Source organism: Rhizobium metallidurans, assembly GCF_014196505.1.
Lineage (GTDB): Bacteria > Pseudomonadota > Alphaproteobacteria > Rhizobiales > Rhizobiaceae > Rhizobium > Rhizobium metallidurans.
Genome location: NZ_JACIDW010000001.1, coordinates 391004 through 416014 on the forward strand (window position 1 = coordinate 391004; position 25011 = coordinate 416014).

The following is a 25011-nucleotide window of genomic DNA, read 5'->3' on the forward strand; positions in this document are numbered from 1 at the left end:
CCACGCTCGAGGAGGGCGGGGGATACGGAACGAGAATGGGTCTCGTTTCGCGAACTTGAAAACGGGAGGTTTTCAAATGCGCAGATTTCTAACGGCGACCGCCTTGGTCGCATTGGCGGTTGGTGCTGTGGGCGGTTTGGCGCGCGCTGCCGATGTCAAGGAAGTGCAGATGCTGCATTGGTGGACGTCGGGTGGCGAAGCCGCCGCGCTCAACGTGCTGAAGGGCGACCTGGCGAAGGAAGGCTACGCGTGGAAAGACGTGCCCGTCGCCGGTGGTGGTGGCGACGCCGCGATGACCGCGCTGAAGGCGATGGTGGCGGCCGGGACCTATCCGACGGCTTCGCAGATGCTCGGCTACACCGTTCTCGACTATGCGCAAGCCGGTGTGATGGGCGATCTCACCGAAACGGCGAAGAAGGAAGGCTGGGACAAGTCGGTCCCGGAAGCGCTGCAGAAGTTCTCCGTCTATGACGGCAAGTGGGTCGCGGCACCGGTGAACGTTCACTCCGTCAACTGGCTGTGGATCAACAAGGCCGTGATGGACAAGATCGGCGGCACGCAGCCGAAGACCTTCGAGGACCTGATTGCCCTGCTCGACAAGGCAAAGGCCGCAGGTGTGACACCGCTCGCGCTCGGCGGACAGAACTGGCAGGAAGCCACCATGTTCGACAGCGTCGTGCTGTCGACCGGTGGACCGGAGTTCTACAAGAAGGCCTTCAACGAACTCGACGGGGAGTCGCTGAAGTCCGACACGATGAAGAAGTCCTTCGACAACCTTGCCACGCTGATCAAGTATGTCGATCCGAACTTCTCCGGCCGTGACTGGAACCTTGCGACCGCCATGGTCATCAAGGGTGATGCGCTGGTGCAGGTCATGGGTGACTGGGCCAAGGGCGAATTCGTCGCCGCCAAGAAGAAGCCCGACACCGACTTCCTTTGCTACCGCTTCCCCGGCACCGACGGCAGCGTGATCTACAACTCCGACATGTTCGGCATGTTCAACGTGCCCGACGATCGCAAGGCCGCTCAAGTGGCACTTGCAACGGCCACGCTGTCGAAGAGCTTCCAGTCGGCGTTCAACGTCGTCAAGGGTTCGGTTCCCGCCCGTACGGACGTGCCGGACACCGACTTCGACGCCTGCGGCAAGAAGGGCATCGCCGACCTGAAGGCAGCCAACGAAGGCGGCACGCTGTTCGGCTCGCTGGCACAGGGCTATGGCGCGCCTCCGGCCGTTGCCAACGCCTACAAGGACGTCGTCTCGAAGTTCGTTCACGGCCAGATCAAGACCTCCGACCAGGCCGTCGAGGAACTCGTGAAGGCGATCGACGACGCCAAGTAATCGGCTCCAATCATGGTCTTCCCCGCCTCACATGGCGGGGAAGATATCGACTGCCAACGTCACCCTTGGGAGGGGGATGAATGTTATGAGCACTATCGCTACCACCAAACCAGAAGTCGCGGCGCGGCGCGGAACGACGTTTTCCATGCGCGGCTGGCTGCAGGACGCGTTGCCGAAAATCGTGCTTGCGCCGAGCTTCGCCATCACGCTGGTCTTCGTCTACGGCTTCATCCTCTGGACGGTCTATCTGTCCTTCACCAATTCCAAGACCTTTCCGTCCTACGCGCTGACCGGGCCTCGCGCCTATCAACGGCTCTGGCGCTGGACCTTCGAGAGCGACCCGCCGTCGTCCTGGTACACATCGATCACCAACATGGGGATCTTCGGCTTTCTCTATATCGCGATCTGCCTGGGGCTCGGGCTGCTGCTCGCCATCCTGCTCGACCAGAAGATCCGCGGCGAGGGCATCCTGCGGCCGATCTTCCTCTATCCGATGGCGCTGTCCTTCATCGTGACCGGCGTCGCCTGGAAATGGTTCCTCGATCCGGGCCTCGGGCTGGAACAGACGCTGCATAATTTCGGCTGGACGAGCTTTCACTTCGACTGGATCAAGAACAAGGACTTCGTCATCTACACCGTGGTCATCGCCGGCGTCTGGCAGGCATCCGGTTTCGTCATGGCGATGTTCCTGGCGGGGCTGCGCGGCATCGACAGCGAGATCATGAAGGCGGCGCAGATCGATGGCGCCTCAACGGTGCAGCTCTATCGCCGCATCATCATCCCGCTTCTGAGGCCCGTCTTCCTCTCCGCCTTCATCGTGCTCGCGCACATGGCGATCAAGTCCTACGACCTCGTGGTCGCGCTGACCTCGGGCGGTCCCGGCGGCTCGGCCTGGCTGCCGTCCAACTTCATGTACGAATACACATTCAAGCGCAACGAGATGGCCGTCGGCTCGGCCAGCGCCGTGATCATGCTGATGACCATCTCCGCGATCATCATTCCCTATCTCTATTCGGAACTGCGGGAGAAATCGCGATGAGCACGGTCACATCGGATGCCTCCAGCATGGCACGCATGCGGATGTTCAACCGCATCTTCATCTACGGCATACTGGCGATCTTCGCGATCATCTATCTGATGCCGCTCTTCGTCATGCTGGTCACCTCGTTCAAGACGATGGACGAGATCCAGGGCGGAAACATGCTCGCCTTGCCGCAGTCGCCGTCGTTCGACGCCTGGTTCAAGGCGTGGGGCGAAGCCTGTGTCGGCCTCACCTGCGCCGGTATCAAGGGCTACTTCTGGAACTCGATCAAGATGGTCGTCCCCGCCGTCGCGATCTCGACCATCCTCGGCGCGCTGAACGGCTACGTGCTCACCAAGTGGCGCTTCCCCGGCCACACGCTTGTGTTCGGGCTGATGCTCTTTGCCTGCTTCATTCCGTTCCAGTCTGTGCTGCTGCCGATGGCGACCATTCTCGGCAGTCTCGGCCGGTTCGGCAACACGCTCACCAACGAGATCGGCATGTCGCTCGGCTTCGGCAATCCGACGGTCAACCTCGTCATCGTCCACGTCGTCTACGGTCTCGGCTTCACCACGCTGTTCTTCCGCAACTACTACGAGGCGTTTCCGACGGAACTGGTGCGCGCGGCACAGGTGGATGGCGCGAGCTTCTTCCAGATCTTCCGCCGCATCATGTTGCCGAACTCGCTGCCGATCATCGTCGTGACTGTCATCTACCAGTTCACCAACATCTGGAACGACTTCCTGTTCGCATCCGCCTATGCGGGAACCGGCGAGTCCATGCCGATGACGGTGGCGCTGAACAACGTCGTCAACACCTCGACCGGTGTGGTCGAATACAATGTCAACATGGCCGCCGCGATGATCGCCGCCATGCCCACGCTTCTCGTTTACATCCTCGCCGGCCGCTACTTCGTTCGCGGTCTGATGGCGGGCGCGGTCAAAGGATAATCCCATGGCTTTTCTCGAAATCTCAGGCCTCAGAAAGCGTTTCGGCGCACTGGAAATCCTCAAGGGCATCGATCTTGAGCTGGAAAAGGGCGGCTTCCTGGTGCTGGTCGGCCCGTCCGGCTGCGGCAAGTCCACGCTGCTCAACACCATCGCCGGGCTGGAAGCCATTACGGAAGGCGATATCAGCGTCGATGGCCGCAGCATCTCCGACCTGCATCCATCCAAGCGTGACATCGCCATGGTGTTCCAGAGCTACGCGCTCTACCCCAACATGACGGTTGCAGGAAACATCTCCTTCGGCATGGAGATGCGCGGCGTACCGGCCGACGAGCGCAAGGCCGCGATCGACAAGGTCGCCAAGGTGCTGCAGATCGGCCATCTGCTGGACCGCAAGCCGAGCCAGCTTTCCGGCGGCCAGCGACAGCGTGTCGCCATGGGCCGCGCGCTGGTGCGCGATCCCAAGCTCTTCCTGTTCGACGAGCCGCTCTCAAATCTCGACGCCAAGTTGCGCGTCGACATGCGCATCGAGATCAAGCGCCTGCACCAGGCGACCGGCAAGACGATCGTCTATGTCACGCACGACCAGATCGAGGCGATGACGCTGGCGACCAAGATCGCCGTGATGAAGGACGGCGAGGTGCAGCAGTTCGGCACGCCGGCCGAGATCTACAACAACCCCGCCAACATGTTCGTCGCCGACTTCATGGGCTCTCCGGCCATGAACCTCTTGTCCGGCACCATCGAACAGGGTGCTGCGGGCCTCTCCGTGTCGCTCGCCCGCCCCAGCGGCGAGCCGATCCGCTTGCCGATCGCGCCGGGCCGCGACGCGCTGCAGGCGCATGCCGGTCGGCAAATCGTCTTCGGCATCCGGCCGGAAGCGCTGACCGATCCTGACGGGGCCGACCGCAACGCGCGGATGCTTGCCGAGGGCGATTGCCTGATCGACGTCGTCGAGCCGGCCGGGTCAGACACCTTCGCGGTGACAAAGCTCGGCGGCAAGGAGGTCGTTGCGCGGCTGCGTGCCGATGCCCGCATTCAGCCCGGCCAGAACGCCAGACTGGCATTCAACCTCGACAAGGTGGTCTTCTTCGACCCGCAGAGCCAGGCGCGGATCGCGTGATCCGACGGCGGGACAGCAATATGAACAGAACACCTGATATCGTCATCATCGGCTCGGGCATCGGTGGCGCGACCGTCGCTGCCGGGCTGGCTGCCACCGGCGCCGAGACCCTCATTCTCGAAGCCGGCGAACGGATCGCCGACCACCCGGTCAACCGCGACCAGCGGGCGATCTTCCAGCGCGGCCATTTCCGGCCGAAGGAGACCTGGTACGAGGCAGACGGAACCGGCTTCAATCCCGGCAATTACTACAATGTCGGCGGCAACTCGAAATTCTTCGGGGCCGTGCTCTCACGCTACCGCCGCGAGGATTTCGAGGAAATCCATCATCGCGAAGGCGTGTCGCCCGCATGGCCGTTCCCCTATGAGGAACTGGAGCCGTGGTATGGCCGTGCCGAAAAACTGTACCGCGTGCGCGGCGCGCTCGGCGATGACCCGACGGAGCCGTCTCACTCGACACCTTACGATTATCCACCGGTGCGCGAGGAACCCGCCATCGCCGACGTCAGGGCACGGCTGAAGGCGAAGGGGCTGCACCCTTTTTCGCTCCCCTTGGGTGTCGACATCGACAAATGGCTGGCCAAGGCGCCAACCCCCTGGGACGCGCATCCGAATTCCGATGACGGCAAGATGGATGCGGAAACGGCGGCACTTTCGCAGGCCCTGCAGCACGACAATGTCCGCCTTCAGACGGGATCTCCCGTCATCAAGCTGGAAGCGGATGCGGACGGACGCATCTCCGGCGTTACCTACCGCCAAGCGGGCGAAACCCGCACGCTTCATCCAAAGCTCGTGATCCTGAGCGCCGGCGCCGTCCAGTCAGCGGTGCTGTTGCTGCGCTCGGCAAGTGACCGGTTTCCCGAGGGGCTCGCCAATTCGTCGGGCCAGGTCGGGCGCAACTTCATGAACCACAACTCCTCGGCCGTGATCGGCGTCTCGCCGCGATATCGAAACACCTCGATCTACCAGAAGACATTCGCCTTCAACGATTTCTACCTTTCCGACGGCAATGGTGGACCGCCGCTCGGCAATGTCCAACTGCTCGGCCGCATCTCCGGCAAGGTATTGAAGGGCTCGCTGCCGAATGTCCCGGAATGGCTGCTCAATCGGATCACCGGCCATGCGATCGATTTCTACGCCATGAGCGAAGACGTTCCCAATCCGGAAAGCCGGGTCATGGTGGATGGCGACCGCATCGTCTTGAAATGGCATCGCACCAACTGGGATGCCCATCTGTCGCTCGTCTTCAAGCTCAAAGATATTCTGCGCTCGATCGGCTTTCCGCTGGTGCTCAGCCGGCCATTCGACAAGCGCACACCCTCGCATCAGTGCGGGACCATCAGGATCGGCCGCGACCCGGCGTCGGCTCCGCTCGACATCTACTGCCGTGCCTTCGATCACCAGAACCTCTTCGTCGTCGATGCAAGCTTCCTGCCGACCTCGGCGGCCGTCAATCCGGCCCTGACGGTGGCGAGCCAGGCATTGCGCGTCGCCGACCACATCGCATCAAAGGATTTGAGAGCATGACGACGCATTCAGACAAGCCCGTCGCCGTGGTCACCGGCGGCCGTCGCGGCATCGGGCTCGGGATTGCCGGCGCGCTGGCGAAAGCAGGCTTCAATGTCGTGATAACAGGCGTCGGCGCGGCGGAAACCGCGGACGACACCGTCGCGCAGTTGAAGCAACATGGTGGCGATGCGATCTACCTGCAGGCGGATATCTCCGCCGTCGAGAAGCACGAGGAAACGGTTCACGCGATCCTGCAGGCCTTCGGGCGCATCGATTGCCTGGTCAACAATGCCGGCATGGCTGCGGTGGTCAGGGGCGATTTCCTCGGCCTGACGCCTGATAATTTCGACGTGATCATGGCCACCAACCTGCGCGGCACGGTGTTCTTCACGCAGGCGGTGGTAAAGGCGATGCTCGTTTCCGGCGACAAGCCGCACCCGCGTTCGATCATCAACATCACCTCGGTATCGGCCGAGGCGAGTTCGCCGGAGCGCCTGGACTATTGCATCAGCAAGGCGGGTCTTGCCGCCTTCTCGCAAGGGCTCGCGCTGCGTCTGGCGGAATCCGGCATTTCCGTTTTCGAACTCCGGCCTGGCATCATCCGCACCGACATGACGGCGGGCGTGACCTCGAAATACGACGCGCTGATCGAAGGCGGGCTCGTGCCGATGAAGCGCTGGGGCGAGGCCGACGATATCGGCCGGATTTGCTCGGCCCTTGCCTCCGGCGCCTTCGCCTTTGCGACCGGCACCGTCATCGACGCCGATGGCGGCCTTTCCATTCCCCGCTTGTGACAGGATAGAACCAATGGGCTTTGACTATATCATAACGGGCGCGGGTCCCGCCGGCTGCGTGCTTGCCAGCCGGCTGAGCGAAGATCCAGAAGTCAGCGTGCTGCTTCTGGAAGCCGGTGGCGGCGACTGGAACCCGCTGTTCCACATGCCGGCCGGCTTTGCCAAGATGACCAAGGGCGTGGCGAGCTGGGGATGGGAAACCGTTCCGCAGAAGCACATGAAAGGCCGGGTGCTGCGCTACACGCAGGCAAAGGTGATCGGCGGCGGCTCGTCGATCAATGCGCAACTCTACACAAGGGGCAATGCAGCGGACTACGATCTCTGGGCCAGCGAGGATGGCTGCGAGGGCTGGGACTACCGTTCGATCCTGCCTTACTTCAAGCGCACCGAAGACAACCAGCGCTTCGCCGACGACTACCATGCCTATGGCGGGCCGCTCGGCGTCTCGATGCCCGTCTCCGCGCTGCCGATCTGCGACGCCTATATCCGCGCCGGCCAGGAGCTCGGCATTCCCTACAACCACGACTTCAACGGCAAGCAGCAGGCGGGCGTCGGCTTCTACCAGCTGACCCAGCGCAACCGCCGCCGCTCATCCGCGTCGCTTGCCTATCTCTCGCCCATCAAGGACCGAAAGAACCTGACCATCCGGACCGGCGCCCGCGTGAGCAGGATCGTGATCGAGGGAACGCGAGCCGTCGGCGTCGAAGTGGTGACGGACAAGGGTTCCGAGGTGATCCGCGCGGAGCGCGAAGTGCTGGTGTCATCGGGCGCGATCGGCTCGCCGAAGCTCCTGCTGCAATCCGGCATCGGCCCGGCCGATCATCTGACCTCGGTCGGCGTCAAGGTTCACCATGATCTCCCAGGCGTCGGCGGCAACCTGCAGGACCATCTCGACCTTTTCGTCATTTGCGAATGCACCGGCGACCACACCTATGACGGCGTCGCCAAATTGCACCGGACCGTATGGGCGGGGCTGGAATACATTCTCTTCCGCACGGGTCCGGTTGCGTCCTCGCTCTTCGAGACGGGTGGTTTCTGGTACGCGGACCCGAATGCGCGTTCCCCCGACATCCAGTTCCACCTCGGCCTCGGCTCCGGCATCGAGGCGGGCGTCGAGCGGCTGAAGAACGCCGGCGTGACGCTGAACTCGGCCTATCTCCACCCGCGCTCGCGCGGCACAGTCAGGCTCAAATCATCGGATCCGGCGGCCGCCCCGCTGATCGATCCGAATTACTGGTCCGATCCGCATGACCGGACGATGTCGCTGGAAGGCCTGAAGATCGCGCGTGAAATCATGCAGCAGGCGGCGCTGAAGCCCTTCGTGCTGGCCGAGCGGCTTCCGGGGCCTAAGGTGATGACCGACGACGAGCTCTTCGACTATGGCTGCGCCAACGCCAAGACCGACCATCACCCCGTCGGAACCTGTAAGATGGGCACGGGCGCCGACGCGGTCGTCGGGCTCGATCTCAAGGTGCACGGCCTGGAAGGCCTGCGCGTCTGCGATTCCTCCGTCATGCCGCGCGTTCCCTCCTGCAACACCAATGCGCCGACCATCATGGTGGGCGAGAAGGGCTCGGACATCATTCGCGGCAAGCTGCCGCTTCCCGGCGCCATCTTCGAGCACGAGCGCAACGACACACGGCCGCGCGCAAGGGCGGGCATCCGGTGAAACCGATTACGAAGCGCTGGGCAACCTGACCAGCGCTTCCTTCAGGCCGACGCCGCTGACACCTGTCTTCGTCATGTCGGCGATCAAACCGGCGATGGTCTTCGCCGCCTGCTCCATCGACAGGCCACCCTCGCGCATGTTCGACACGCAGTTGCGCCGGGAATCCGGCGTGCCGACGGATGGCTCGTAGGTGATATAGGCGCCGAGACTGTCGGCCGCGGAGAGACCCGGCCTCTCCCCGATCAGCGCCATCGTCATCCGCGCACCGAGAATTTCGCCGACCTCATCGGCAAGCGCCACCCGCGCCTGGCGCGCGACGGCGACCGGGCCGATCGACAAGCCGGCACCGGTCAGAAGCCTCGAAAGCTCCCGCACAAGAGCGACCGCATTGATGTCCACTGCGCTCGACGACAGGCCATCGGCAATGGTGATCACAACGTCGCACCCCTTGGCCTCAGACGGCAAGGCGGCGAGACGCTCGACCGAGGCGCGCGACAATTTGCGGCCGAGATCCGGCCGGCGCAGATAGCTGCCGCGATCCTCGGCCATGCTCTCCACCGACACGACATCCAGCCCGAGCGCCTCTAGATCGCTTTTCAGCCGATCTTCGTCGATGGTCGACCATACAGCCTCGCGAGCCCGCGCGTGATCGAGCAGGAAAGACAGTTGCGCCTTGGTCGGCGCGCCCGATCCGAAACGCCCGAGTGCGACGCGCGCATCGGTCATCTCGGTGAGATCGACGGTGGCTGGCTGGTAATCGGTTCTCAGTTCGGCGGCGTTGGACTTAGACAAGAGCGGCCCTCGACAGGTAATCGGTCAGCATGGCAGGCGCACCCGACAGCGCGCCGGCTTCATTCGTCAGCCCGACGTCGCGAAGCCACGTCTCGAACTCCGGCGCCGGCGGGCGCCCAAGGGTCTCGCGGCAAAACACGGCGTCGTGGTGGGACAGCGACTGGTAGTTCAGCATGATGTCGTCGGCACCAGGCACCGTGATGACGAAATTGACGTTTGCGGCGCAGAGCAGCGTCAACAACGTGTCCATGTCTTCCTGATCGGCATCGGCATGGTTCGTGTAGCAAACGTCGACACCCATCGGCAGGCCGAGCAGTTTGCCGCAGAAATGGTCCTCGATGCCGGCGCGGATGATCTGCTTTCCGTTGAAGAGATATTCGGGCCCGATGAAGCCGACGACCGTATTGACCAACAGCGGATCAAACTCGCGCGCGACCGCGTAGGCCCGGGTCTCCATCGTCTGCTGGTCGACGCCGAAATGAGCATCGGCCGAGAGCGCTGCCCCCTGCCCTGTTTCGAAATACATCAGATTGGCGCCCGGCAGGCCGCGCTTCAGCGATCGCCCGGCATCCTGCGCCTCCTTCAACAGCGCGAGATCGATGCCGAAGCCTTCATTGGCCTTCTGCGATCCCGCGACCGACTGGAACATCAGATCAACCGGCGCCCGCGCCTCGACCGCGCGAATGGCCGTGGTAACGTGCCCGAGACAGCATGTTTGCGTGGGTATGGCGAGCCGCTCGCGGATTTCGTCGAGCAGCGAAACGATCCGCACATAATCCTCGACGCTATCAGTCGCCGGATTGACGCCGATCACGGCGTCGCCGGAGCCCATCAGAAGACCATCGATCGCCGAGGCGGCAATGCCGCGGCTGTCGTCGGTCGGGTGGTTCGGCTGGTTGCGGGTCGACAATCGGCCGGCCAGGCCGAGCGTGTTGCGAAAGCGCGTGACGACCTGCCGCTTGGCGGCGACAGCGATCAGATCCTGCAGCCGCATGATCTTGGAAACAGCGGCCAGCATCTCCGGCGTGATGCCATAGGTGATCGCTTCGAGTACCCGCTGATCCGTTTCCGGCTTCAGCAGCCACTCGCGAAACTCGCCCACCGTGAACGAACTGATCGGCGCGAAGGCTTGCGCGTCGAACTGCCTCGCGATCAGCGCGGAGACCTCATCACTCTCCGACGGGATAACCTCGTCAGCCAAAAACGCCTTCAGCGGCAGATCGGCAAGCGCCATCTGCGCCGCGAGCCGCTCGACCGGTCCACTGGCGGCGATGCCGGCGAGCTGGTCGCCGGAGCGTTCCGGCGTCGCTTTCGCGAGGAGGTCCTTGAGATCGCGAAAGCCGAAGCGCGTTCGTTCGATCGTCGTGCTGTATGCCATTGCGGGAGTCCTAGCGTTCAAGGGTCTCAGCCCATCCCGATCCGATCGGGCTGGCTGACAGGCGTACTCCTCCCTTGAGATTGCCGGCGCTCGGCCGTTCGAGACGGTTAGCGGCCTCCCGTGCCGATCACCGCAAGCATGAGCGCCATGCCGTTATCCGCAGATGACCCAGTCCAGCCGATCACGTCAACATGCTCCGATGACAAGACGCCGCAAAATTCGCCGACGGCACCAATTCGATCGCCTTTTGGCGATAGATCAGGCCTCGCCACCGTGCGAGGCGCCAGCGGATTTGGCGACGAGAATGAAGCGCCGGTAGACCAGCGTCCTGAGCTTGTTGCGCAGATTGGCGCCACGTCGCTGCGCCTTGGCTATCGGGCCATGCGACGAAATCTCGAAGTCCACGAAGCCGGCCTGCTTCAATTGCGGAATGAGATCATCCGGCCGCAGCCCGGCGCCGAAGGGGAGCGCGGACATGATCGCCGAATGGCGCTCGCTCATCGCGCCATCATAATGGCGGTCCGCGCCGCAGAAACGATCGATCCGGCGGATGAGCCATGCCGCAGCGCGGCCGAGCCGCGTCGGCTTCGCCCAATCGCCGTCGAACACCAGCAGCGTGCCGCCCGGCTTCAACACCCGATGCCACTCGCCGAACGCCTTTGCGGGATCGGTCAGCGTCCAGACCAGATGCCGGCAGATGATGGCGTCGTAGCAGGCGTCCGGCTCCATCGGGTTTTCCGCATCCGCCAGCACGAAACGCAGCCGGTCCTTGCCGGCATGCTTGGCTTTCGCGACGGACAGCATCGCCTCGGAAAAATCCAGCGCGGTCACATCATGGCCGAGATCGTGTATCAGCGCCGTGACTTCGCCGGTCCCGCAGGCGAGTTCGAGGACACGCAAGGGCGTCGGCCCCAGATGATCGCGTATAGGCTGTTGCCAGGCATCGAACTCCGGGCCACGCGGTATCCTGTGACCGAAGGCAAGATCGAATGTCTGCGAGCGCCGGGACCAGTAGTCCCTGATCTCTTCCTTCAGGTCGAAGTTGGTTTGTCTGATGGACATCGAACCTTAAGAAATACAGTCAAGAAAATGAATATGCTGCCGCCCGTGATGCGGCGAACGCTCGATATGGGCGCGCACGCCGAACACGTCGGCGATCAGCTCCTCCGTCAGCACCTCGTCCGCCGGGCCGACCGCGGCAAGCCGCCCCTGGCTAAGCACGGCAATCCTGTCGCAGAACATGGCGGCGAGGTTCAGATCATGAAGCGCGACGATGCTGGTGATCGGCAATTTCGAGACCAGCGACAGGATTTCGAGCTGGTGCTGAATGTCGAGATGATTGGTCGGCTCGTCGAGCAGAAGCTCGCTCGGCGTCTGCGCCAGGGCGCGCGCGATATGAACGCGCTGACGCTCGCCGCCCGACAGCGTGTGCCAGAGCTGCCGCGACTTCCCGATCATGCCTACCTGCCGCAGCGCGTTGTCCACCGCCTCTTCGTCAACGGTGCTCCAAGGCGCCAGCGGACCACGATGGGGTGTACGTCCGAGGCGCACGACCTCGGTCACCGTCACCTGCGTCTCGGTCGTGGCTTGCTGCTCGACAAAGGCGACGCGCTTGGCGATATCGCGACGCGGCATCGTCTCGATGCGGGTATCACCGAGCGTAATGACGCCGCTCTTGACCTTGCGCAGCCCGCCGATCAACCGCAGCAGGCTGGATTTTCCCGAACCGTTCGGCCCGATCAGGCCAAGCGTCTGGCCAGTTGGCACCTCGAGGCTCACGCCCTTGACGACAAGCACGCCTGACGTTGCCCAATGCACGTCGCTGATGGAAATGCTCATGCGGGTCGCCTCGCCTTGTAGAGAATGAGCGCGAATGCCGGCGCGCCGAAGAGCGCGGTGACCACGCCGATCGGCAACACCTGCTGCGGGACGATGACGCGCGAGACGATATCGGCGACCACCATGAAGATGGCGCCGGATATCGCCGTCGCCGGCAACAAGCGTCCATGCCCCGGCCCGACCACGAAACGCGCCGCATGCGGAATGACGAGGCCGACAAAGCCGATCGAGCCGACGATGCTGACCATTGTCGCCGTCAGCAGCGCGGTGAGTGCTAGAAGTGCGATCCTGATGCCGGCGACTGGAATGCCGAGCGCCGCCGCCGCATCGGTGCCGAAGGTGAAGGCATCAAGCGCGCGGGCGTAGAGCATGCAGACGAGGAAGCCGCCGATCGCGACAGGGGCGGCGAGATAAACATCCGGCCAACGCACGCCCGCGAGACTGCCGAGAAGCCAGAACATGACACCGCGCGCCTGCTCGGCATTCGCCGACGTCGTGACGATATAGGACGTCAACGCGTTGAAAAGCTGTGAGCCGGCGACGCCGGCCAGGATGATGCGGTCAGTCCCGCCGCCGGAGCCGGCGGCGAGCAACGACACCAGCAGGAAGGCCGCGACAGCGCCGACGAAGGCGCCGGCCGAAAGCGTCAGGACCCCGTAGCCGAAACCGAGGATCATGACGGCGACCGCTCCGGTGGACGCGCCGGCGGAGATGCCGAGCACATAGGGCTCGGCCAGCGGATTGCGCAACAGCGCCTGCAGCACCGCGCCACATAGCGCCAAGGCCGCACCGGCGCTTGCGGCGACAAGCGCGCGGCTCAGCCGATAGTCCCAGATGATGCCTTCATGGATGCGGCTCAGTTCAAAGCCGGTGCCGAAGACACGGTTCGCCACGGCCTTGGCCGTCGTGGCGACCGGAATGGGAATCTCGCCGATCGACACGGCGAGACTGATGACAAGGCCCAATGCCGCGGCGGCAATAGCGAAGAGAAGCAGCAGCGTTCCCCATCCCCGGTGGGTTATCGACGCGTGCCTCACTTGGCGAGACCGAAGGACTTGATGCTCGCGGCAAGGCCTTCCAGGCCATCAATGGTGCGGATCGTCGGATTCATCGACTGCGCATCCATCTCGACGAAACGCCTGTTCTTCACAGCGTCGAGCTGGCTCGTGACCGGGTCCTTTTCCAGAAAATCGATCTTCGCCTTGGGATCGTCCGCGGTGTAGCGACGGCGGTCCATGTTGGCGATGACGATGACCGCCGGATTGGCCTGCGCGATCGTTTCCCAGCCGACCAGCGGCCATTCTTCCTCGGTGCTGACAACATTGCGGGCGCCGAGCGTCTTGAGAATATAGGCGGGAGCGCTGTTCTTGCCGGCGATGAAGGCATCGCCCGCCACTTCCTTGCTGGAGAACCAGAAAGCGATCGGCAGATCCTTTGCCGACCCGCCGAGCGACGCAGCGGCATCCGCCTCGCGCTTCTTCAAGGCGTCGATCAGGGCCGAGCCGCGATCCTGGACGTCGTAGATCTCCGCCAGCTCGGCGATTTCCCGATAGATCAGCTCCATGGTGAAGAGTTCGCTGCGCACGCCGTCGCCGCCGTTCGTATTGGTCTTGGCGACGCAATCGGCCGGCGAAACGTAGGTCTTGATGCCAAGACCGGCGAACTGCTCCCGCTTGCCGACCGACCCTTGCGTGCCGACGTGCCATTCGAACTCAGCCGCGACGAGATCCGGCTCCTGGCCGACGACGGATTCAAAACTCGGATCGTTGTCCGCCAGTCGCTTGATCCCCTTGTTGACCTCGGCATAGGCGGGCAGCACCGGTCCGACCCAGACCGCCGTCCCCACCACCTTGTCCGCAAGGCCGAGCGAGTAGAGAATTTCGGTCATGCCCTGGCCGATCGACACCGTTTTCTTCGGCGCGCTGTCGAATGTCACCTGCTGACCGCAATTGGTGATCGTCAAGGGATAGGTCGTCGCCGCGGCCTGGGCGGACGGGAGAAAGGTCGTGAAAGCGCAAGCCGTCGCGATCGAAAGCAGCGCGGTTCGCAGGATGATGCGGTTCATATTGGTCCTCATGTATGGCTGAAGCGCGCAGCCGAATGGCTGCGGCTGTGAAACTCGAAGCGGAGACCGCCGCGAACGATGCGGAACGACACAGCAAAGCGCTCGCTCGATATCGTGCGGCGGCGAACGCTATCGCGGGATCACGGACATGAGAGTTACGGAGGGGAATAAAGCGGGACCGCGCCAGCGGTTGACGTCAAAAACCATCATATGATGCTCCTCTCCGGACAACCCCGTCCGGGATGGTGGACATTGTTTTGACGGCAGGTCTCCTGGCTTGCGAATATGCGCCTGACATCTGCCTTCCCACGAAGAGCTTTCGCAGTGGCATGGTGCTCCAGAAGAACACCACGAGGACATCAGGCAATCCGCTTACAGTTGCGGGGGCAGCCACGGTCTTGGCCCCATTCGGGTCATCCGCACCGTGTTCCCTATTAATCCCGTCGGAAGTCATCCCTTCGGGAACCATCGAATGAGACTTAGGCGATCAGGCGCCAGGACGTCAAGCCATGGCGAACCGACATTCGGCGCGTTTATGGATTGGCTCGCAGGTAGCCGATCAGGTCGTCAATTTCCGAAGTCGTCCAGAGGCCGCCGAAGCTCATCTTCGTGCCCGGCACTTTCTTTTTCGGGCTGGACAGGAATTCCGCAAGCGCTGCCTCGTCCCAGACAAGTCCGCCGGCGCCGGCTGCTTTCATCGCCTCGGAATATCTATAGCCGGCCAAGCTGCCCGCGGGACGACCGACGACACCCTTGAGATACGGACCGAAGCCGCTGCGCTCGGAATCGACCGAGTGACAGGAGGCACAGGACCGGAAGGCCCGTCGTCCATTCTCCAGATCCTGTGCGGATACCGTGGATGTCATGACGAGCAGGCTGGTGATCGAACAGATCGATAAAAGGACTGGACGTTTTTTCATGTGTCGATGGTCTGTCGTTGTGGTTCCGGTTGCCGATGGATCGCGCGGCTGTCACACGAGACCCGGCCTCGTCGTCTTGCACGGCGCGACCCGCGAACGACGCTGTTTACCCAACAAATCATCTATGCGCCCAGACCAGACTGGTGCGACATGGGAGCACAGCTCCCATGTCGCCTGACGCATTATTGCGCGGCCTTGATCTTGGTCACTTCTTCGGCGCTCAGCTCGCCGAGCGTGGTCACTTCGCCATTGGTGATCTTCCACAAGCGGAACGGACCGGTGATATCGCCATACTTGTCGAAGCTGACGGGGCCGATGACGCCCTCGTACTTCACCGGCTTGCCATCCTTGATGAGCTGCAGCGCCTTGGCGAACTCGGCCTTGCCGGCGTAAATGGGCGCGCCGCCCTCGGCGACGACCTCGGGCATCGCTGCCTTGATGGCGGCCGCATCGGCCTTGCCGGCCTTGGCGATCGCCAGCGCCACGATCGCGCCGGCGTCATAGGAGCGGTCGGCGGCCGGCGCCGAAGGCGAGATGCCGCCGGAGAAGGCTTCGTAGTTGCCATTGAAATATTCTGTGGACGCCGTCGGGCTGGTGCCCGAGGAGGTGCCGTAGGCATTCTCCAGATACTGCGCCCCGACGCTTTCGATGAAGTCCTTGGAGTTCATGCCGTCGTTCAACAGGAAGGTCTGCTTGCCGCCGCCGGAAACCCAGGCGCGGGCAATGGTGGCGCCGTCGACGGGGGTGCTGACGAGATAGAGCGCATCGGGATCATCGGCCATGGCGGCGCTGGCTTCCGAGGCGTAGCTCGACTGCTTCTCGTTATAGGGCGTGGTCGAGGTGATCGTGCCGCCGAGCTTCTGGTACGCGGTCGAAAACTCCTTGACCATGTTGACGCCGAAGTCGTTGTTGACGTTGATGATCGCGATCTTCTTCAGGCCCTGATCGATCGCGAACTTCGCGGCCGCCGTGCCCTGCAGCGCATCGGACGTGATGGTGCGGAAGAAGACGCCGTTGGTTTTGCCGCTGCGGCCAAGCTCGGTCAGCGTCGGCGAAGAGGATGCGGGCGAGACCTGCACGACGCCGGCCGGCGCCGTCACCGATGTCAGGATCGGGATAGAGACCGACGAGATGATGCCGCCGATGACGACCGGCACCTTCTTGATGTTGACGAGCTGGGTCGCCTGATCAACGGCGACGTTGCCCTGGCTCTGGCTGTCGCGCGTGTCCGCAACGACCTTACAGCCATTGACGCCACCGGCATCGTTGATATCGCGGAAGGCCATCTCGACGGACTTCGCGCCCGCCTGGCCATATTCGCCGGCCGGGCCGGTCAGCTCCATGACGAGGCCGACGGTGATGTCGCAATCGGCCGCGAACGTCGGCGCCGTGGACGCCGCAAGGGCAGCGACCATGGCGGAAAGCAGGAATGTCGTTTTCATTTTTGTTCCCCTTTGTTGAGATTGTACTTCATGATGCTGCCGTGGCGGCCTTCCCGGTCCCGCTCCAGCGTATAGACGTCGCCGTCGAGCGGCCTTGATTGCGCAAGGATCGCATCGATCTCGGCTCTATCCGTTTCGCTGAGCGCGATATCGGCGATGGCGAGATTGGACTGCAAGTGATCCCTGTTGCGGGCGCCGACGATCACGGCCGCGACGCCAGGCTTGGTCAGCATGGCGGCGCTGGCGATGGTGGCGATATCGGTGTCGTGCCGGTCGGCGATCCCGCGCAGCGTCGATAGCAGCGCCTGGAACAGCTCCCAGCCGCCGAAATCGTCGATGATCAGCTTGTATTTCGTCAGCGAGCGGTTTTCGAGCGGGTGCTCCGGCTCCTTTTGGCCGAGCCAGCGATCGCCGAGGAAGCCGCCGGCCACGGTGCCGTAGCAAAAGAGCGCGAAATTCTTCTCCCGAGCGAGCGTCACCATCCGCTTCTCCGGGCGCCGGTCGAGCAGCGAATATTGCAGCTGCAGCGACGTGAAGGGCACGCCGGAGCCGATGATCGCCTCGATATGATCGCTATCGAAATTGGTGCCGCTGATCTTGCCGATCTTGCCGGCCTCATGCAGCTCCTTCAGCCAGCCCGCCGTCTGCAGCCAACCTTCTATATCGTAAGCCCACCAGTGGAACTGCACGAGATCGAGGCAATCGAGATTGAGCCGCTTGCGCGAGGTATCGATGACGCCTTCCACGTAAGCCTTGCTGATGGTGGGCAGCACCGTCAGATCTGGCACGAACTTGGTGTGGACGCGGATGCGCGACAGCGCCTCGGCGCCGCGCAGGTTCTTGTAGGCGACGCGGAAACGGCCGATCAGTTCCTCGACCCCGGTGTAGATGTCGGCGCAGTCGAAGGTGGTGATGCCGGCGTCGGCGAATGCGATCATGTCCTCGACGGCGCTATCGCCGTCGATCGTGCCGTGCCCGCCGGCCAGCTGCCAGCCGCCGCGAATGACGCGGGAGATTTCGTAACCGGGGGCAATGGTGATGCGCTGCATATCTTTCGGCCTATTCGTCATTCAAGGGAACCGCCGTGGTGGCGGCATGGCTGAAACGGCGCAGACCCGTGCGGGTAATCCTGAGCCGTGTCGAGCAATTGGGGTCCGGGCAAGCGACGTCGGCGTCCGTCGTCATCCAGTCGTTGCGATCCGTCGGGCGCTGCTTGGCCGCCAGCAGCGGCAGCACAGAGGAAAGCGAGTAGATCGAAATCCCCTGTCCTTCCGGCAGGTACAGCATCTCGCCTTTGAGCTCGAAATGATCGCCCGGCCGGGCGCCGCAATAAACCGCGCCGCCCTCTGGAATGATCACGTCGACCCTGAGATCGAACAGGTCGAAGCCGTCGTCGATGGGTTCAGCCATGATGGTCTCCCAACGTATTGCCTTCAGGCTCGGCGTCCAGCCGCCCGCGGATGAGATCGAAGGAACGGCTAATGTCGTTGGAGAGCGATTGCATCGCGGCCTCGACATCGCGCTTTTCCAGCGCGTCGATCAGCGCCCAGTGATGATTGGTGGCGGCAAGTCCGCCTTGCTCGTCGTGAATATGCGCGGCCTTGCGGATGATCGCGCCCGATTGCAGCCAAAGGCTCTCGACGATCGGGATCAGCACCTGCGAGCGCGCCGCGTGATAGATGTGGAAATGGAACTGCTGGTTCAGCGCCGAGGTGACATGGCCGATGTCCTTGCCATGCTGCTCGAAAGCCAGGTCGCAATCGACATTGACCTGCTTCAACACCGCGAAGTCGGCGCCCGTCAGATTGGGCAGCGCGAGCGCCACCATCTGGCCCTCGATCAGGATGCGGGCGCGGGCGAGATCGTCGAGACGTTCGCGGGTGATCAGCGGCACGCGAACCGAACGATTGGGCAGCGATTCCAGCGCCTGTTCGGACACGAGGCGGCCAAGAGCCTCGCGCACCGGCATCGTGCTCGTCTGCAGCCGCTCGGCCAGATCGACGATGCGCAAAACGTCGCCTGCGCCGAACATCCCGTTGATCAGCGAGTTGCGAAGCTGGGCGTAGACGCGATCGTGCAGCGTTTCGCGCCCGACTGGCGACAGCGCGTCGTCGCGCTCGGCCGGCTTGCTCGCATGGGCTCCTGCAGAGGGGACTACCATCCAGCCTGCTCCGGGGAATGCCACTTTTTTCGGTTGCTTTTCACCATGGGGTGAAGTTTGATCAAACATCACCAATCAAATCAAGAGGCTTCTTTTTTCCATGCCTTTGCCAGTGCCAGACGCCCCATCGAAAGTGGCAGAACCCGCCAGAGCCGTGATCGACGCGCGCGAGTTGGTGAAGTCGTTTCAGGGCAATGTGGCCGTCGGCGGCATGTCGCTTAGGCTTGGCGAAGGCGAGATGGTCGGCCTCATCGGCCCGAACGGCGCCGGCAAGACGACGCTGTTCAATCTGATCGCCGGCAGCTTGAAGCCGACATCGGGCGAGATCTGGATCGGTGGCCGCGAGGTATCGCAGGAAAGCCCGGAGCGGAGAATTGGCCGCGGCGTCGGCCGCACCTTCCAGATCCCGAAGCCGTTTCTCGAAATGACCGTGCTGGAGAATGTGCTCGTCGGCGCGCAGGCGCGGGACGGCGAGCGGCTGTTCGCGAACTTCCTGCGCTTCGGCCATGTCAGACAGCAGGAGCGGCTGGCGATCGAAAAGGCGCGCGCGCTGCTGGAGTTCGTCACCTTGTCGGGTCTCGAGGGGCAACCAGCGAAGGTTCTCTCGGGTGGACAGCGCAAGCTTTTGGAACTGGCGCGGATACTGATGGCCGATCCGCAGGCGATCCTGCTTGACGAACCGGCGGCGGGCGTCAATCCGGCGCTTCTGGAAACGATCATGGAACGCGTGCTGGATTTGAATACCCAGGGCAAGTCGATCCTGCTGATCGAGCACAACATGGATATGGTGTCGCGGCTGTGTACCCGTGTCGTCGCCATGGCGCTCGGCAAGCCGCTGGCCGAGGGCACGCCGGCCGACGTCGCCTCAAACCCCGATGTCATCGAAGCCTATCTGGGAGCGGCGGCATGACCGCGTCGGCGCTTCAAACCCGTGCGCTCGTTGCCGGATACGAACCCGACCTGCCGATCGTGCGCGGCGTCGATCTCTCGGTGGCGCCTGGAGAGCTGCTGGTGTTGCTCGGGCCGAACGGGGCCGGGAAGTCGACTTTCGTCAAAGCCATCGCCGGCGTTGTGCCGATCCACTCGGGAAGCGTCATGCTGGGCGAGCGGGAGATCACCCGCGTCGCGTCCCACCGCAAGATCGGCGAGGGCCTCGCCTTCGTGCCGCAGACGGAAAACATCTTCGCGACGCTGACCATCCACGAAAACCTGCAACTTGCCGCAGCCGTACTGCCGAAGGCACAGCGAGCCGAACGGATCGCCGCGCTCTACCGTCGCTTTCCCGATCTCGCCAGCAAGCCCTCGCGCCTTGCCGGCGCGTTGTCGGGCGGGCAACGACAGATGCTGGCGGTCGCCCGCGCGCTGATCGTCGATCCCGCCGTGCTCATCCTCGACGAACCCTCTGCCGGCCTGTCGCCGAAGATCGTCGGCGAGGTGTTTTCGATGCTGAAGGAGATCAACGCCGCCGGCGTTACCGTCATTCTCGTCGAGCAGAACGTCAAGGCAGCGCTGGCGATCGCCAGCCGCGCCGTCATCCTGGTCGAAGGCAGGATCAGGCATGAGGGCGAGGCCTCCTCGCTGCTCGGCGACCCGCTGATCGCCAAGCTCTATCTCGGCACCAGCAAGCCGGCGTCGGAGGCACCATGAACCCGCAATTCCTCATGGACGGCCTGGTCGCGGGCGCGATGATCGGCCTTGGCGCCATCGGCGTCACGCTCACCTATTCGATCCTGCGCTTCGCCAATTTCGCGCATGGCGAGATGCTTTCCTGGGGCGCCTATCTGGCTCTCGCCGTCAGCGGCGGCCTCGGGCTCCTGTCGACAATGTTGACGAAGCCGATCGGCCCCTTCTCCTTCGGCTGGTCGTTGCCGCTCGCCGCCATCGTTGCAATCCTGCTCACCGGCCTGCTGGCGCTCGCGGTGGACGCGGTGCTGTTCGGACGCCTGCGGGCGCGCGGCGGCGCGATCATCATCCTGGTCATGGCAAGCTTCGGTGCCTCGCTTGCGCTGCGCAGTCTGCTGGAATTCATCTTCACCTCCAAGCCCGCCTACTACACCAAGGCGCTGCAGATCGCCGTGAAAATCGGCGGCGGCCTGCGCGCCACGCCCGATCAGCTCCTGTCGCTCGGCCTGTCCGTGGTCGCGGTCGTCGCCATCCACCTGCTGATGACCCGCACCGATATCGGCCGCTCGATGCGCGCCGTCAGCGAAAATCCGGCTTTGGCGGGCATCGCGGGCGTGGAAGTGCGCCGTGTGATCCGCGTCGTCTGGTTCGTCGGCGCCGCCCTTGCCTGCATCGCCGGCATCATGACCGGGCTCCTGGTGCAGATCCGCCCCTATCTCGGCCATGACCTGCTGCTGCCGTTGTTCGCTGCCGCGATCCTCGGCGGGATCGGCAGCGTGCCCGGCGCGATGATCGCGGGCCTGATCGTCGGCCTGTCGGAGGCTGCCGCCGTGCAGATCGTCGGCGCCGAGTGGCGCGCGGCGGTCTCCTTCGTCATCCTGGTGGCGGTCCTGCTTCTTCGCCCGCGCGGCCTGTTCGGGAGAGCGGCATGAGCCTTGATCTGATCGCTTACGTCGCCTTCTTCCTCACCATGGCGCTCACCTATGCCATCATGTGCCTCGGGCTCAATGTGCAGTGGGGCCAGACCGGCCTCTTCAACGTCGGCATCGCCGCCTTCGTCGCGATCGGCGCTTACGTATCGGCACTTTTGACGACGCCGGATGCGCCCGGCCGCTTCGGCGGCTTCGACATGCCGATCGCCATCGGCTGGCTCGGCGGCGCGCTGTTCGCGGGTCTCGCCGCCTGGCTTGTCGGCGCGCTGACCATCAGGCTGCGATCCGATTACCTCGCCATCGCCACCTTCGGCGTTGCGGTCACGGTGCAGCTCTGCGTGCTTAACCTGCAGCCGCTGACCGGAGGCGCTTTTGGGATCGGCTTCATTCCGCGCCCGTTTGGCAACCTTGCCGGTGATCCGCTGGCATTTTCCCTTTCCAACCTCGCGCTGATGGCGGGCGTGGTACTCGCGCTCTATCTGGCGCTACAGCATCTCGCCAGGAGCCCCTGGGGCCGCGTGCTGCGCGCGATCCGCGAGGATGAGAGCGCGGCGCAGGCGCTCGGCAAGCGACCGATCCGCTTTCGTCTGCAGGCCTTCACCATCGGCGGCGCCATCATGGGGCTGGCGGGTGCCGCGCAAGGGCATTTCATCGGCTTCATCGCGCCCGACAACTATCTGCCGATCCTGACCTTCCAGGTCTGGGCGATGCTGATCGTCGGCGGCTCCGGCAACAATCGCGGCGCTATCCTCGGCGCGGTTTTGGTCTGGGGATTGTGGGCGCTGTCGGCCGCCGCCGCCTCCGCCTTCGTGCCGCCCGAACAGCAGGCCCGCGCGGCCTCGCTGCAGATCGTCATGATCGGCGTCGGGCTCTGCCTCATCCTGCTCCTGCGCCCGCGCGGCATTCTCGGCGCCTCCAACCCGCTCGCTTCGTTGACAGGCAAGCGCAAACAGACATCCAGGGAATAGAACCATGTCCACCACGCCTCCACGCATAGCGCTCACCAAGGATCTCTCCATCAGCCGCATCGTCTGCGGTCTCTGGCAGGTGGCCGACATCGAGAAGAACGGCACGGTGATCGATCCCGGCAAGGGCGCCGATGTGCTGCAGGCCTATGCGCGCGACGGTTTCGACACGTTCGACATGGCCGATCACTACGGCTCGGCGGAGCTGATCACGGGGCGACTGCTGTCGCGCTTTCAGAATGGCCAGCGGCCGGTCGCCTTCACCAAGTGGTGCCCGGAGCCGGGATCGATGACAGCTGACGTCGTGCGCCGCGGCGTCGAGGAGCGATTGACACGGCTTGGCGTCGACAAGGTCGATCTCCTGCAATTCCACTGGTGGAGTTTCGAGCATCCGGCATGGCTCGACGCCCTGCACGAGATGCAGCGCCTGCGCGAGGAAGGCCTGATCGGCGCCCTTGGCCTCACCAATTTCGATGCCGGACATCTGGCGCTTGCGCTCGCCGATGGCATCGAGATCGCCAGCAATCAGGTCTCGTTCTCGCTCGTCGACCGCCGCGCCGCGGGCGCGCTCTCGAAGCTCTGCGCCGAAAGCGGCGTCAAACTTCTCGCCTATGGGACGCTCTGCGGCGGATTCCTCTCCGAGAAGTGGCTGGGCCAGCCGGAACCGACATCGATCGCCGACTGGAGCCGCTCGAAGTACAAGCGCTTCATCGACACCGCCGGCGGCTGGGAAGGTTTCCAGGGCATTCTCGGCGCCGCCCAAACCATCGCCTCCAGGCATGGCGTGTCGATCTCCAACGTCGCGAGCCGCTGGGTTCTGGAACACGACGCCGTCGCCGCCACTATAGTCGGCGCGCGCATCGGCGAGAACGAGCATCGCGGCGACAATCTCAACGTCTTCTCCTTCGCGCTAGATGAAGAGGACCACGCCGCACTGAACGCCGCCTTCGCAAGGACGCAGCCCATTCCCGGCGATTGCGGCGACGAATACCGCAAGCCGCCATTCCTCACCGCATCCGGCGATCTCAGCCACCATCTCGATGCCATTCCGTCCATCTACACGGCTCAACCCGTGCCCGGTCGTCCAGGCCGTTCGCGGGTCTCGTCCGGCAGCATCTGGGAGCCGATCGCCGGCTACAGCCGCGCCGTCAGGGTGGGAGACCGCATTCTCGTTTCCGGCACAACCGCGACGCATGGCACGAACCGCTGCGTGGCACCGGGCGATGCGGGCGCGCAGGCTACCTACATCCTCGACAAGATCGCGGCTTCCATCTCGGCGCTCGGCGGCAAGATGGAGGACGTCGTCAGGACCCGCATCTATCTGCGCGATGCCAGCCAATGGGAGCCGGTGTCGCGCGCGCACGGACGCGCCTTCGCCTCGGTTCTTCCCGCCAATACCCTGATCGAGGCCGGCAATCTGGTCGGCGACTACGAGGTGGAGATCGAGGCGGAAGCGATCTGCGATTGATCGGTTATGAGCTTACGCGGCGGCCGTTTGGTGTCAGAGCTTACGCCGCCGAGCCGAGCGCGGGGCGGAAAAGTCGATCGCCCTCGTCAGGCGTCGGCGGTTCGGCCGCGTTCAAATAGAATCTCGCTGGCGCCGTCAGCGAAAACCAGAGGCATGCGCCGAGCATGAAATAGGCGCTCGCGACATCGTCGACGGGTCTGGCGAGCGGCAGGACCAACGCCCCGACGACGACCGCAAGCCGCAACGCCCATTCGTTTTCGCGCTTCTGCAAAGCCGTGGCCCGCAAAGCCTTGTAGTCTTTCAAGTCGTAGTCGGCCGATGCAGCGCTCGCCTTGTACAGCTTCAGCACCGATGGCAGCGCGAGCATCACGAGCGCCGCCTCGCTCAGCCATAGCACCTCGCCCGCGAGGACCTGCGGGCCCGCGATCAGCAGAAAAGCAATGGAAAGAAGGTTCCACACCGGCTCGAGAAGGTCCGGCCGCTGACCGGTACGGCCGTGCCAAAGTTTCATGACCGTTGCCGCACCCTGCAGCAGCGGTTCATCGATATAACGATTTATCCAGTTCATGCGCTCGCCCAAGACGCGTTGCAGATGGGTTCTCATCAGCAAAAGAATGGGTCCGCATCATGGCGCGCGGGCGATGTTCGCGCCGATCAGTCACAATTCGACGCACGCAATACCGGCGAGGCATCACGCGCGTCGATTGTTATTTCTCTCCGGATGGACCGGTTAGCGGCAACGCGCCTCGTAGGTGCGGCCATAGCGGTCGCGGTAGACACAGTAGCCGCGACGTTCCTGCGACTGCCCGATCAGAGCACCGGCCACGCCGCCCGCCACGGCGCCGACGGCAGCACCACCCCAGCTATTGGTGGCCACGCCACCGATGACGGCACCGGTCCCCGCGCCGATCGCCGTGCCCTGTTCCGTGGCGGTGCACGATGCCAGACCGCCCGCGACCGCTGTTACCAATAGTATAGTTCTGATCATAATCTCACTCCTCGGCTCATCCTTTACCGTGAAGTAA

General features: G+C 63.7%; 25 protein-coding genes and 1 riboswitch. Of the genes, 12 read left to right on the plus strand and 13 right to left on the minus strand.

Going from position 1 to position 25011, the window contains the following annotated elements:
* The first annotated feature begins 76 nt into the window (after window positions 1-76).
* From GGQ67_RS01775 to GGQ67_RS01805, 7 genes are all read left to right on the plus strand, one after another.
* A complete protein-coding gene (locus tag GGQ67_RS01775) occupies window positions 77-1339 on the plus strand; it encodes an ABC transporter substrate-binding protein (RefSeq protein ID WP_183898456.1) in 1263 nt (420 codons plus the stop codon).
* 85 nt (window positions 1340-1424) lie between these two features.
* Window positions 1425-2378 carry a carbohydrate ABC transporter permease gene (locus tag GGQ67_RS01780; RefSeq protein ID WP_183898457.1) on the plus strand — a complete coding sequence of 318 codons (954 nt, stop codon included), beginning with the start codon at window positions 1425-1427 and terminating at the stop codon, window positions 2376-2378.
* The gene (locus GGQ67_RS01785; protein WP_183898458.1) at window positions 2375-3310 is read left to right on the plus strand and encodes a carbohydrate ABC transporter permease; all 936 of its coding nucleotides are present in this window, start codon (window positions 2375-2377) and stop codon (window positions 3308-3310) included. Before GGQ67_RS01780 ends, GGQ67_RS01785 begins: the two co-directional genes overlap by 4 nt.
* A 4-nt stretch (window positions 3311-3314) precedes the next feature.
* Window positions 3315-4430: an ABC transporter ATP-binding protein gene (locus GGQ67_RS01790; RefSeq protein ID WP_183898459.1), complete on the plus strand. Its 1116-nt coding sequence runs from the start codon at window positions 3315-3317 to the stop codon at window positions 4428-4430.
* Between the two features lie 20 nt (window positions 4431-4450).
* On the plus strand, window positions 4451-5956 hold the full coding sequence (locus GGQ67_RS01795) for an FAD-dependent oxidoreductase (RefSeq protein ID WP_183898460.1): 1506 nt from the start codon (window positions 4451-4453) through the stop codon (window positions 5954-5956).
* Window positions 5953-6732 carry a 3-ketoacyl-ACP reductase gene (locus tag GGQ67_RS01800; protein ID WP_183898461.1) on the plus strand — a complete coding sequence of 260 codons (780 nt, stop codon included), beginning with the start codon at window positions 5953-5955 and terminating at the stop codon, window positions 6730-6732. The genes GGQ67_RS01795 and GGQ67_RS01800 overlap by 4 nt, the downstream gene beginning before the upstream one ends.
* A gap of 13 nt (window positions 6733-6745) precedes the next feature.
* Entirely contained in the window at window positions 6746-8401 is a 1656-nt protein-coding gene (locus tag GGQ67_RS01805) for a GMC family oxidoreductase (RefSeq protein ID WP_183898463.1), read from the plus strand.
* Between the two features lie 6 nt (window positions 8402-8407).
* Here the strand turns inward: GGQ67_RS01805 and eutC are convergent, their stop codons facing one another.
* The 11 genes from eutC to GGQ67_RS01860 all read right to left on the minus strand — a co-directional run bounded on the left by eutC (window position 8408) and on the right by GGQ67_RS01860 (window position 18998).
* Complete coding sequence (gene eutC / locus GGQ67_RS01810) at window positions 8408-9193, minus strand: ethanolamine ammonia-lyase subunit EutC (protein WP_183898464.1); 786 nt, start codon at window positions 9191-9193, stop codon at window positions 8408-8410.
* The gene (locus GGQ67_RS01815) at window positions 9186-10571 is read right to left on the minus strand and encodes an ethanolamine ammonia-lyase subunit EutB (RefSeq protein WP_183898465.1); all 1386 of its coding nucleotides are present in this window, start codon (window positions 10569-10571) and stop codon (window positions 9186-9188) included. The genes eutC and GGQ67_RS01815 overlap by 8 nt, the downstream gene beginning before the upstream one ends.
* 258 nt (window positions 10572-10829) lie before the next feature.
* Complete coding sequence (locus GGQ67_RS01820) at window positions 10830-11633, minus strand: class I SAM-dependent methyltransferase (protein ID WP_183898466.1); 804 nt, start codon at window positions 11631-11633, stop codon at window positions 10830-10832.
* A 6-nt stretch (window positions 11634-11639) separates the two neighbouring features.
* Complete coding sequence (locus tag GGQ67_RS01825) at window positions 11640-12410, minus strand: ABC transporter ATP-binding protein (RefSeq protein WP_183898467.1); 771 nt, start codon at window positions 12408-12410, stop codon at window positions 11640-11642.
* Window positions 12407-13432, minus strand: coding sequence for a FecCD family ABC transporter permease (locus GGQ67_RS01830; RefSeq protein WP_425503749.1), 1026 nt, complete (start codon window positions 13430-13432; stop codon window positions 12407-12409). The genes GGQ67_RS01825 and GGQ67_RS01830 overlap by 4 nt, the downstream gene beginning before the upstream one ends.
* Before the next feature lie 11 nt (window positions 13433-13443).
* Window positions 13444-14475 (minus strand): ABC transporter substrate-binding protein, encoded by a 1032-nt coding sequence (locus tag GGQ67_RS01835; RefSeq protein ID WP_183898468.1) that lies wholly within the window; start codon window positions 14473-14475, stop codon window positions 13444-13446.
* A 245-nt stretch (window positions 14476-14720) separates the two neighbouring features.
* Window positions 14721-14960, minus strand: a riboswitch (cobalamin riboswitch).
* Window positions 14961-15008: 48 nt separating this feature from the next.
* Window positions 15009-15395 carry a c-type cytochrome gene (locus tag GGQ67_RS01840; RefSeq protein WP_183898469.1) on the minus strand — a complete coding sequence of 129 codons (387 nt, stop codon included), beginning with the start codon at window positions 15393-15395 and terminating at the stop codon, window positions 15009-15011.
* Between the two features lie 182 nt (window positions 15396-15577).
* Complete coding sequence (locus GGQ67_RS01845; RefSeq protein WP_246400095.1) at window positions 15578-16810, minus strand: ABC transporter substrate-binding protein; 1233 nt, start codon at window positions 16808-16810, stop codon at window positions 15578-15580.
* 23 nt (window positions 16811-16833) lie between these two features.
* Window positions 16834-17886, minus strand: coding sequence for an aldo/keto reductase (locus GGQ67_RS01850; protein ID WP_183898471.1), 1053 nt, complete (start codon window positions 17884-17886; stop codon window positions 16834-16836).
* A 10-nt stretch (window positions 17887-17896) separates the two neighbouring features.
* Window positions 17897-18247 carry a TIGR04076 family protein gene (locus GGQ67_RS01855; RefSeq protein WP_183898472.1) on the minus strand — a complete coding sequence of 117 codons (351 nt, stop codon included), beginning with the start codon at window positions 18245-18247 and terminating at the stop codon, window positions 17897-17899.
* Window positions 18240-18998 (minus strand): GntR family transcriptional regulator, encoded by a 759-nt coding sequence (locus tag GGQ67_RS01860; protein WP_183898473.1) that lies wholly within the window; start codon window positions 18996-18998, stop codon window positions 18240-18242. Before GGQ67_RS01860 ends, GGQ67_RS01855 begins: the two co-directional genes overlap by 8 nt.
* Before the next feature lie 100 nt (window positions 18999-19098).
* On the opposite strand from GGQ67_RS01860, the gene GGQ67_RS01865 reads away from it, so the two are divergent.
* The 5 genes from GGQ67_RS01865 to GGQ67_RS01885 are packed head-to-tail and all read left to right on the plus strand — an operon-like array spanning window position 19099 to window position 23986.
* Window positions 19099-19908, plus strand: coding sequence for an ABC transporter ATP-binding protein (locus GGQ67_RS01865; RefSeq protein WP_183898474.1), 810 nt, complete (start codon window positions 19099-19101; stop codon window positions 19906-19908).
* A complete protein-coding gene (locus GGQ67_RS01870) occupies window positions 19905-20645 on the plus strand; it encodes an ABC transporter ATP-binding protein (RefSeq protein ID WP_183898475.1) in 741 nt (246 codons plus the stop codon). The genes GGQ67_RS01865 and GGQ67_RS01870 overlap by 4 nt, the downstream gene beginning before the upstream one ends.
* On the plus strand, window positions 20642-21553 hold the full coding sequence (locus tag GGQ67_RS01875; RefSeq protein WP_183898476.1) for a branched-chain amino acid ABC transporter permease: 912 nt from the start codon (window positions 20642-20644) through the stop codon (window positions 21551-21553). The genes GGQ67_RS01870 and GGQ67_RS01875 overlap by 4 nt, the downstream gene beginning before the upstream one ends.
* A complete protein-coding gene (locus GGQ67_RS01880) occupies window positions 21550-22521 on the plus strand; it encodes a branched-chain amino acid ABC transporter permease (RefSeq protein ID WP_183898477.1) in 972 nt (323 codons plus the stop codon). The genes GGQ67_RS01875 and GGQ67_RS01880 overlap by 4 nt, the downstream gene beginning before the upstream one ends.
* Window positions 22522-22525: 4 nt before the next feature.
* Entirely contained in the window at window positions 22526-23986 is a 1461-nt protein-coding gene (locus GGQ67_RS01885) for an aldo/keto reductase (RefSeq protein WP_183898478.1), read from the plus strand.
* A gap of 40 nt (window positions 23987-24026) precedes the next feature.
* On the opposite strand, the gene GGQ67_RS01890 is transcribed toward GGQ67_RS01885, so the two are convergent.
* Window positions 24027-24566 (minus strand): hypothetical protein, encoded by a 540-nt coding sequence (locus GGQ67_RS01890; RefSeq protein ID WP_246400064.1) that lies wholly within the window; start codon window positions 24564-24566, stop codon window positions 24027-24029.
* 150 nt (window positions 24567-24716) lie between these two features.
* Window positions 24717-24974 carry a YMGG-like glycine zipper-containing protein gene (locus GGQ67_RS01895; RefSeq protein ID WP_183898479.1) on the minus strand — a complete coding sequence of 86 codons (258 nt, stop codon included), beginning with the start codon at window positions 24972-24974 and terminating at the stop codon, window positions 24717-24719.
* Window positions 24975-25011 lie beyond the last annotated feature (37 nt).

What these genes read in the sequence shown, in the direction of transcription:
- GGQ67_RS01845 (WP_246400095.1), bottom strand. Translation starts at nt 16,810, where the DNA reads ATGGTCGCTGCCCTTGCGGCGTCCACGGCGCCGACGTTCGCGGCCGAT.
- GGQ67_RS01855 (WP_183898472.1), bottom strand. Translation starts at nt 18,247, where the DNA reads ATGGCTGAACCCATCGACGACGGCTTCGACCTGTTCGATCTCAGGGTC.
- GGQ67_RS01785 (WP_183898458.1), top strand. Translation starts at nt 2,375, where the DNA reads ATGAGCACGGTCACATCGGATGCCTCCAGCATGGCACGCATGCGGATG.
- GGQ67_RS01790 (WP_183898459.1), top strand. Translation starts at nt 3,315, where the DNA reads ATGGCTTTTCTCGAAATCTCAGGCCTCAGAAAGCGTTTCGGCGCACTG.
- GGQ67_RS01885 (WP_183898478.1), top strand. Translation starts at nt 22,526, where the DNA reads ATGTCCACCACGCCTCCACGCATAGCGCTCACCAAGGATCTCTCCATC.
- GGQ67_RS01805 (WP_183898463.1), top strand. Translation starts at nt 6,746, where the DNA reads ATGGGCTTTGACTATATCATAACGGGCGCGGGTCCCGCCGGCTGCGTG.
- GGQ67_RS01835 (WP_183898468.1), bottom strand. Translation starts at nt 14,475, where the DNA reads ATGAACCGCATCATCCTGCGAACCGCGCTGCTTTCGATCGCGACGGCT.
- GGQ67_RS01840 (WP_183898469.1), bottom strand. Translation starts at nt 15,395, where the DNA reads ATGAAAAAACGTCCAGTCCTTTTATCGATCTGTTCGATCACCAGCCTG.
- GGQ67_RS01815 (WP_183898465.1), bottom strand. Translation starts at nt 10,571, where the DNA reads ATGGCATACAGCACGACGATCGAACGAACGCGCTTCGGCTTTCGCGAT.
- GGQ67_RS01800 (WP_183898461.1), top strand. Translation starts at nt 5,953, where the DNA reads ATGACGACGCATTCAGACAAGCCCGTCGCCGTGGTCACCGGCGGCCGT.
- GGQ67_RS01870 (WP_183898475.1), top strand. Translation starts at nt 19,905, where the DNA reads ATGACCGCGTCGGCGCTTCAAACCCGTGCGCTCGTTGCCGGATACGAA.
- GGQ67_RS01865 (WP_183898474.1), top strand. Translation starts at nt 19,099, where the DNA reads ATGCCTTTGCCAGTGCCAGACGCCCCATCGAAAGTGGCAGAACCCGCC.
- GGQ67_RS01775 (WP_183898456.1), top strand. Translation starts at nt 77, where the DNA reads ATGCGCAGATTTCTAACGGCGACCGCCTTGGTCGCATTGGCGGTTGGT.
- GGQ67_RS01895 (WP_183898479.1), bottom strand. Translation starts at nt 24,974, where the DNA reads ATGATCAGAACTATACTATTGGTAACAGCGGTCGCGGGCGGTCTGGCA.
- GGQ67_RS01850 (WP_183898471.1), bottom strand. Translation starts at nt 17,886, where the DNA reads ATGCAGCGCATCACCATTGCCCCCGGTTACGAAATCTCCCGCGTCATT.
- GGQ67_RS01825 (WP_183898467.1), bottom strand. Translation starts at nt 12,410, where the DNA reads ATGAGCATTTCCATCAGCGACGTGCATTGGGCAACGTCAGGCGTGCTT.
- GGQ67_RS01880 (WP_183898477.1), top strand. Translation starts at nt 21,550, where the DNA reads ATGAGCCTTGATCTGATCGCTTACGTCGCCTTCTTCCTCACCATGGCG.
- GGQ67_RS01780 (WP_183898457.1), top strand. Translation starts at nt 1,425, where the DNA reads ATGAGCACTATCGCTACCACCAAACCAGAAGTCGCGGCGCGGCGCGGA.
- GGQ67_RS01820 (WP_183898466.1), bottom strand. Translation starts at nt 11,633, where the DNA reads ATGTCCATCAGACAAACCAACTTCGACCTGAAGGAAGAGATCAGGGAC.
- GGQ67_RS01795 (WP_183898460.1), top strand. Translation starts at nt 4,451, where the DNA reads ATGAACAGAACACCTGATATCGTCATCATCGGCTCGGGCATCGGTGGC.
- GGQ67_RS01860 (WP_183898473.1), bottom strand. Translation starts at nt 18,998, where the DNA reads ATGGTAGTCCCCTCTGCAGGAGCCCATGCGAGCAAGCCGGCCGAGCGC.
- GGQ67_RS01875 (WP_183898476.1), top strand. Translation starts at nt 20,642, where the DNA reads ATGAACCCGCAATTCCTCATGGACGGCCTGGTCGCGGGCGCGATGATC.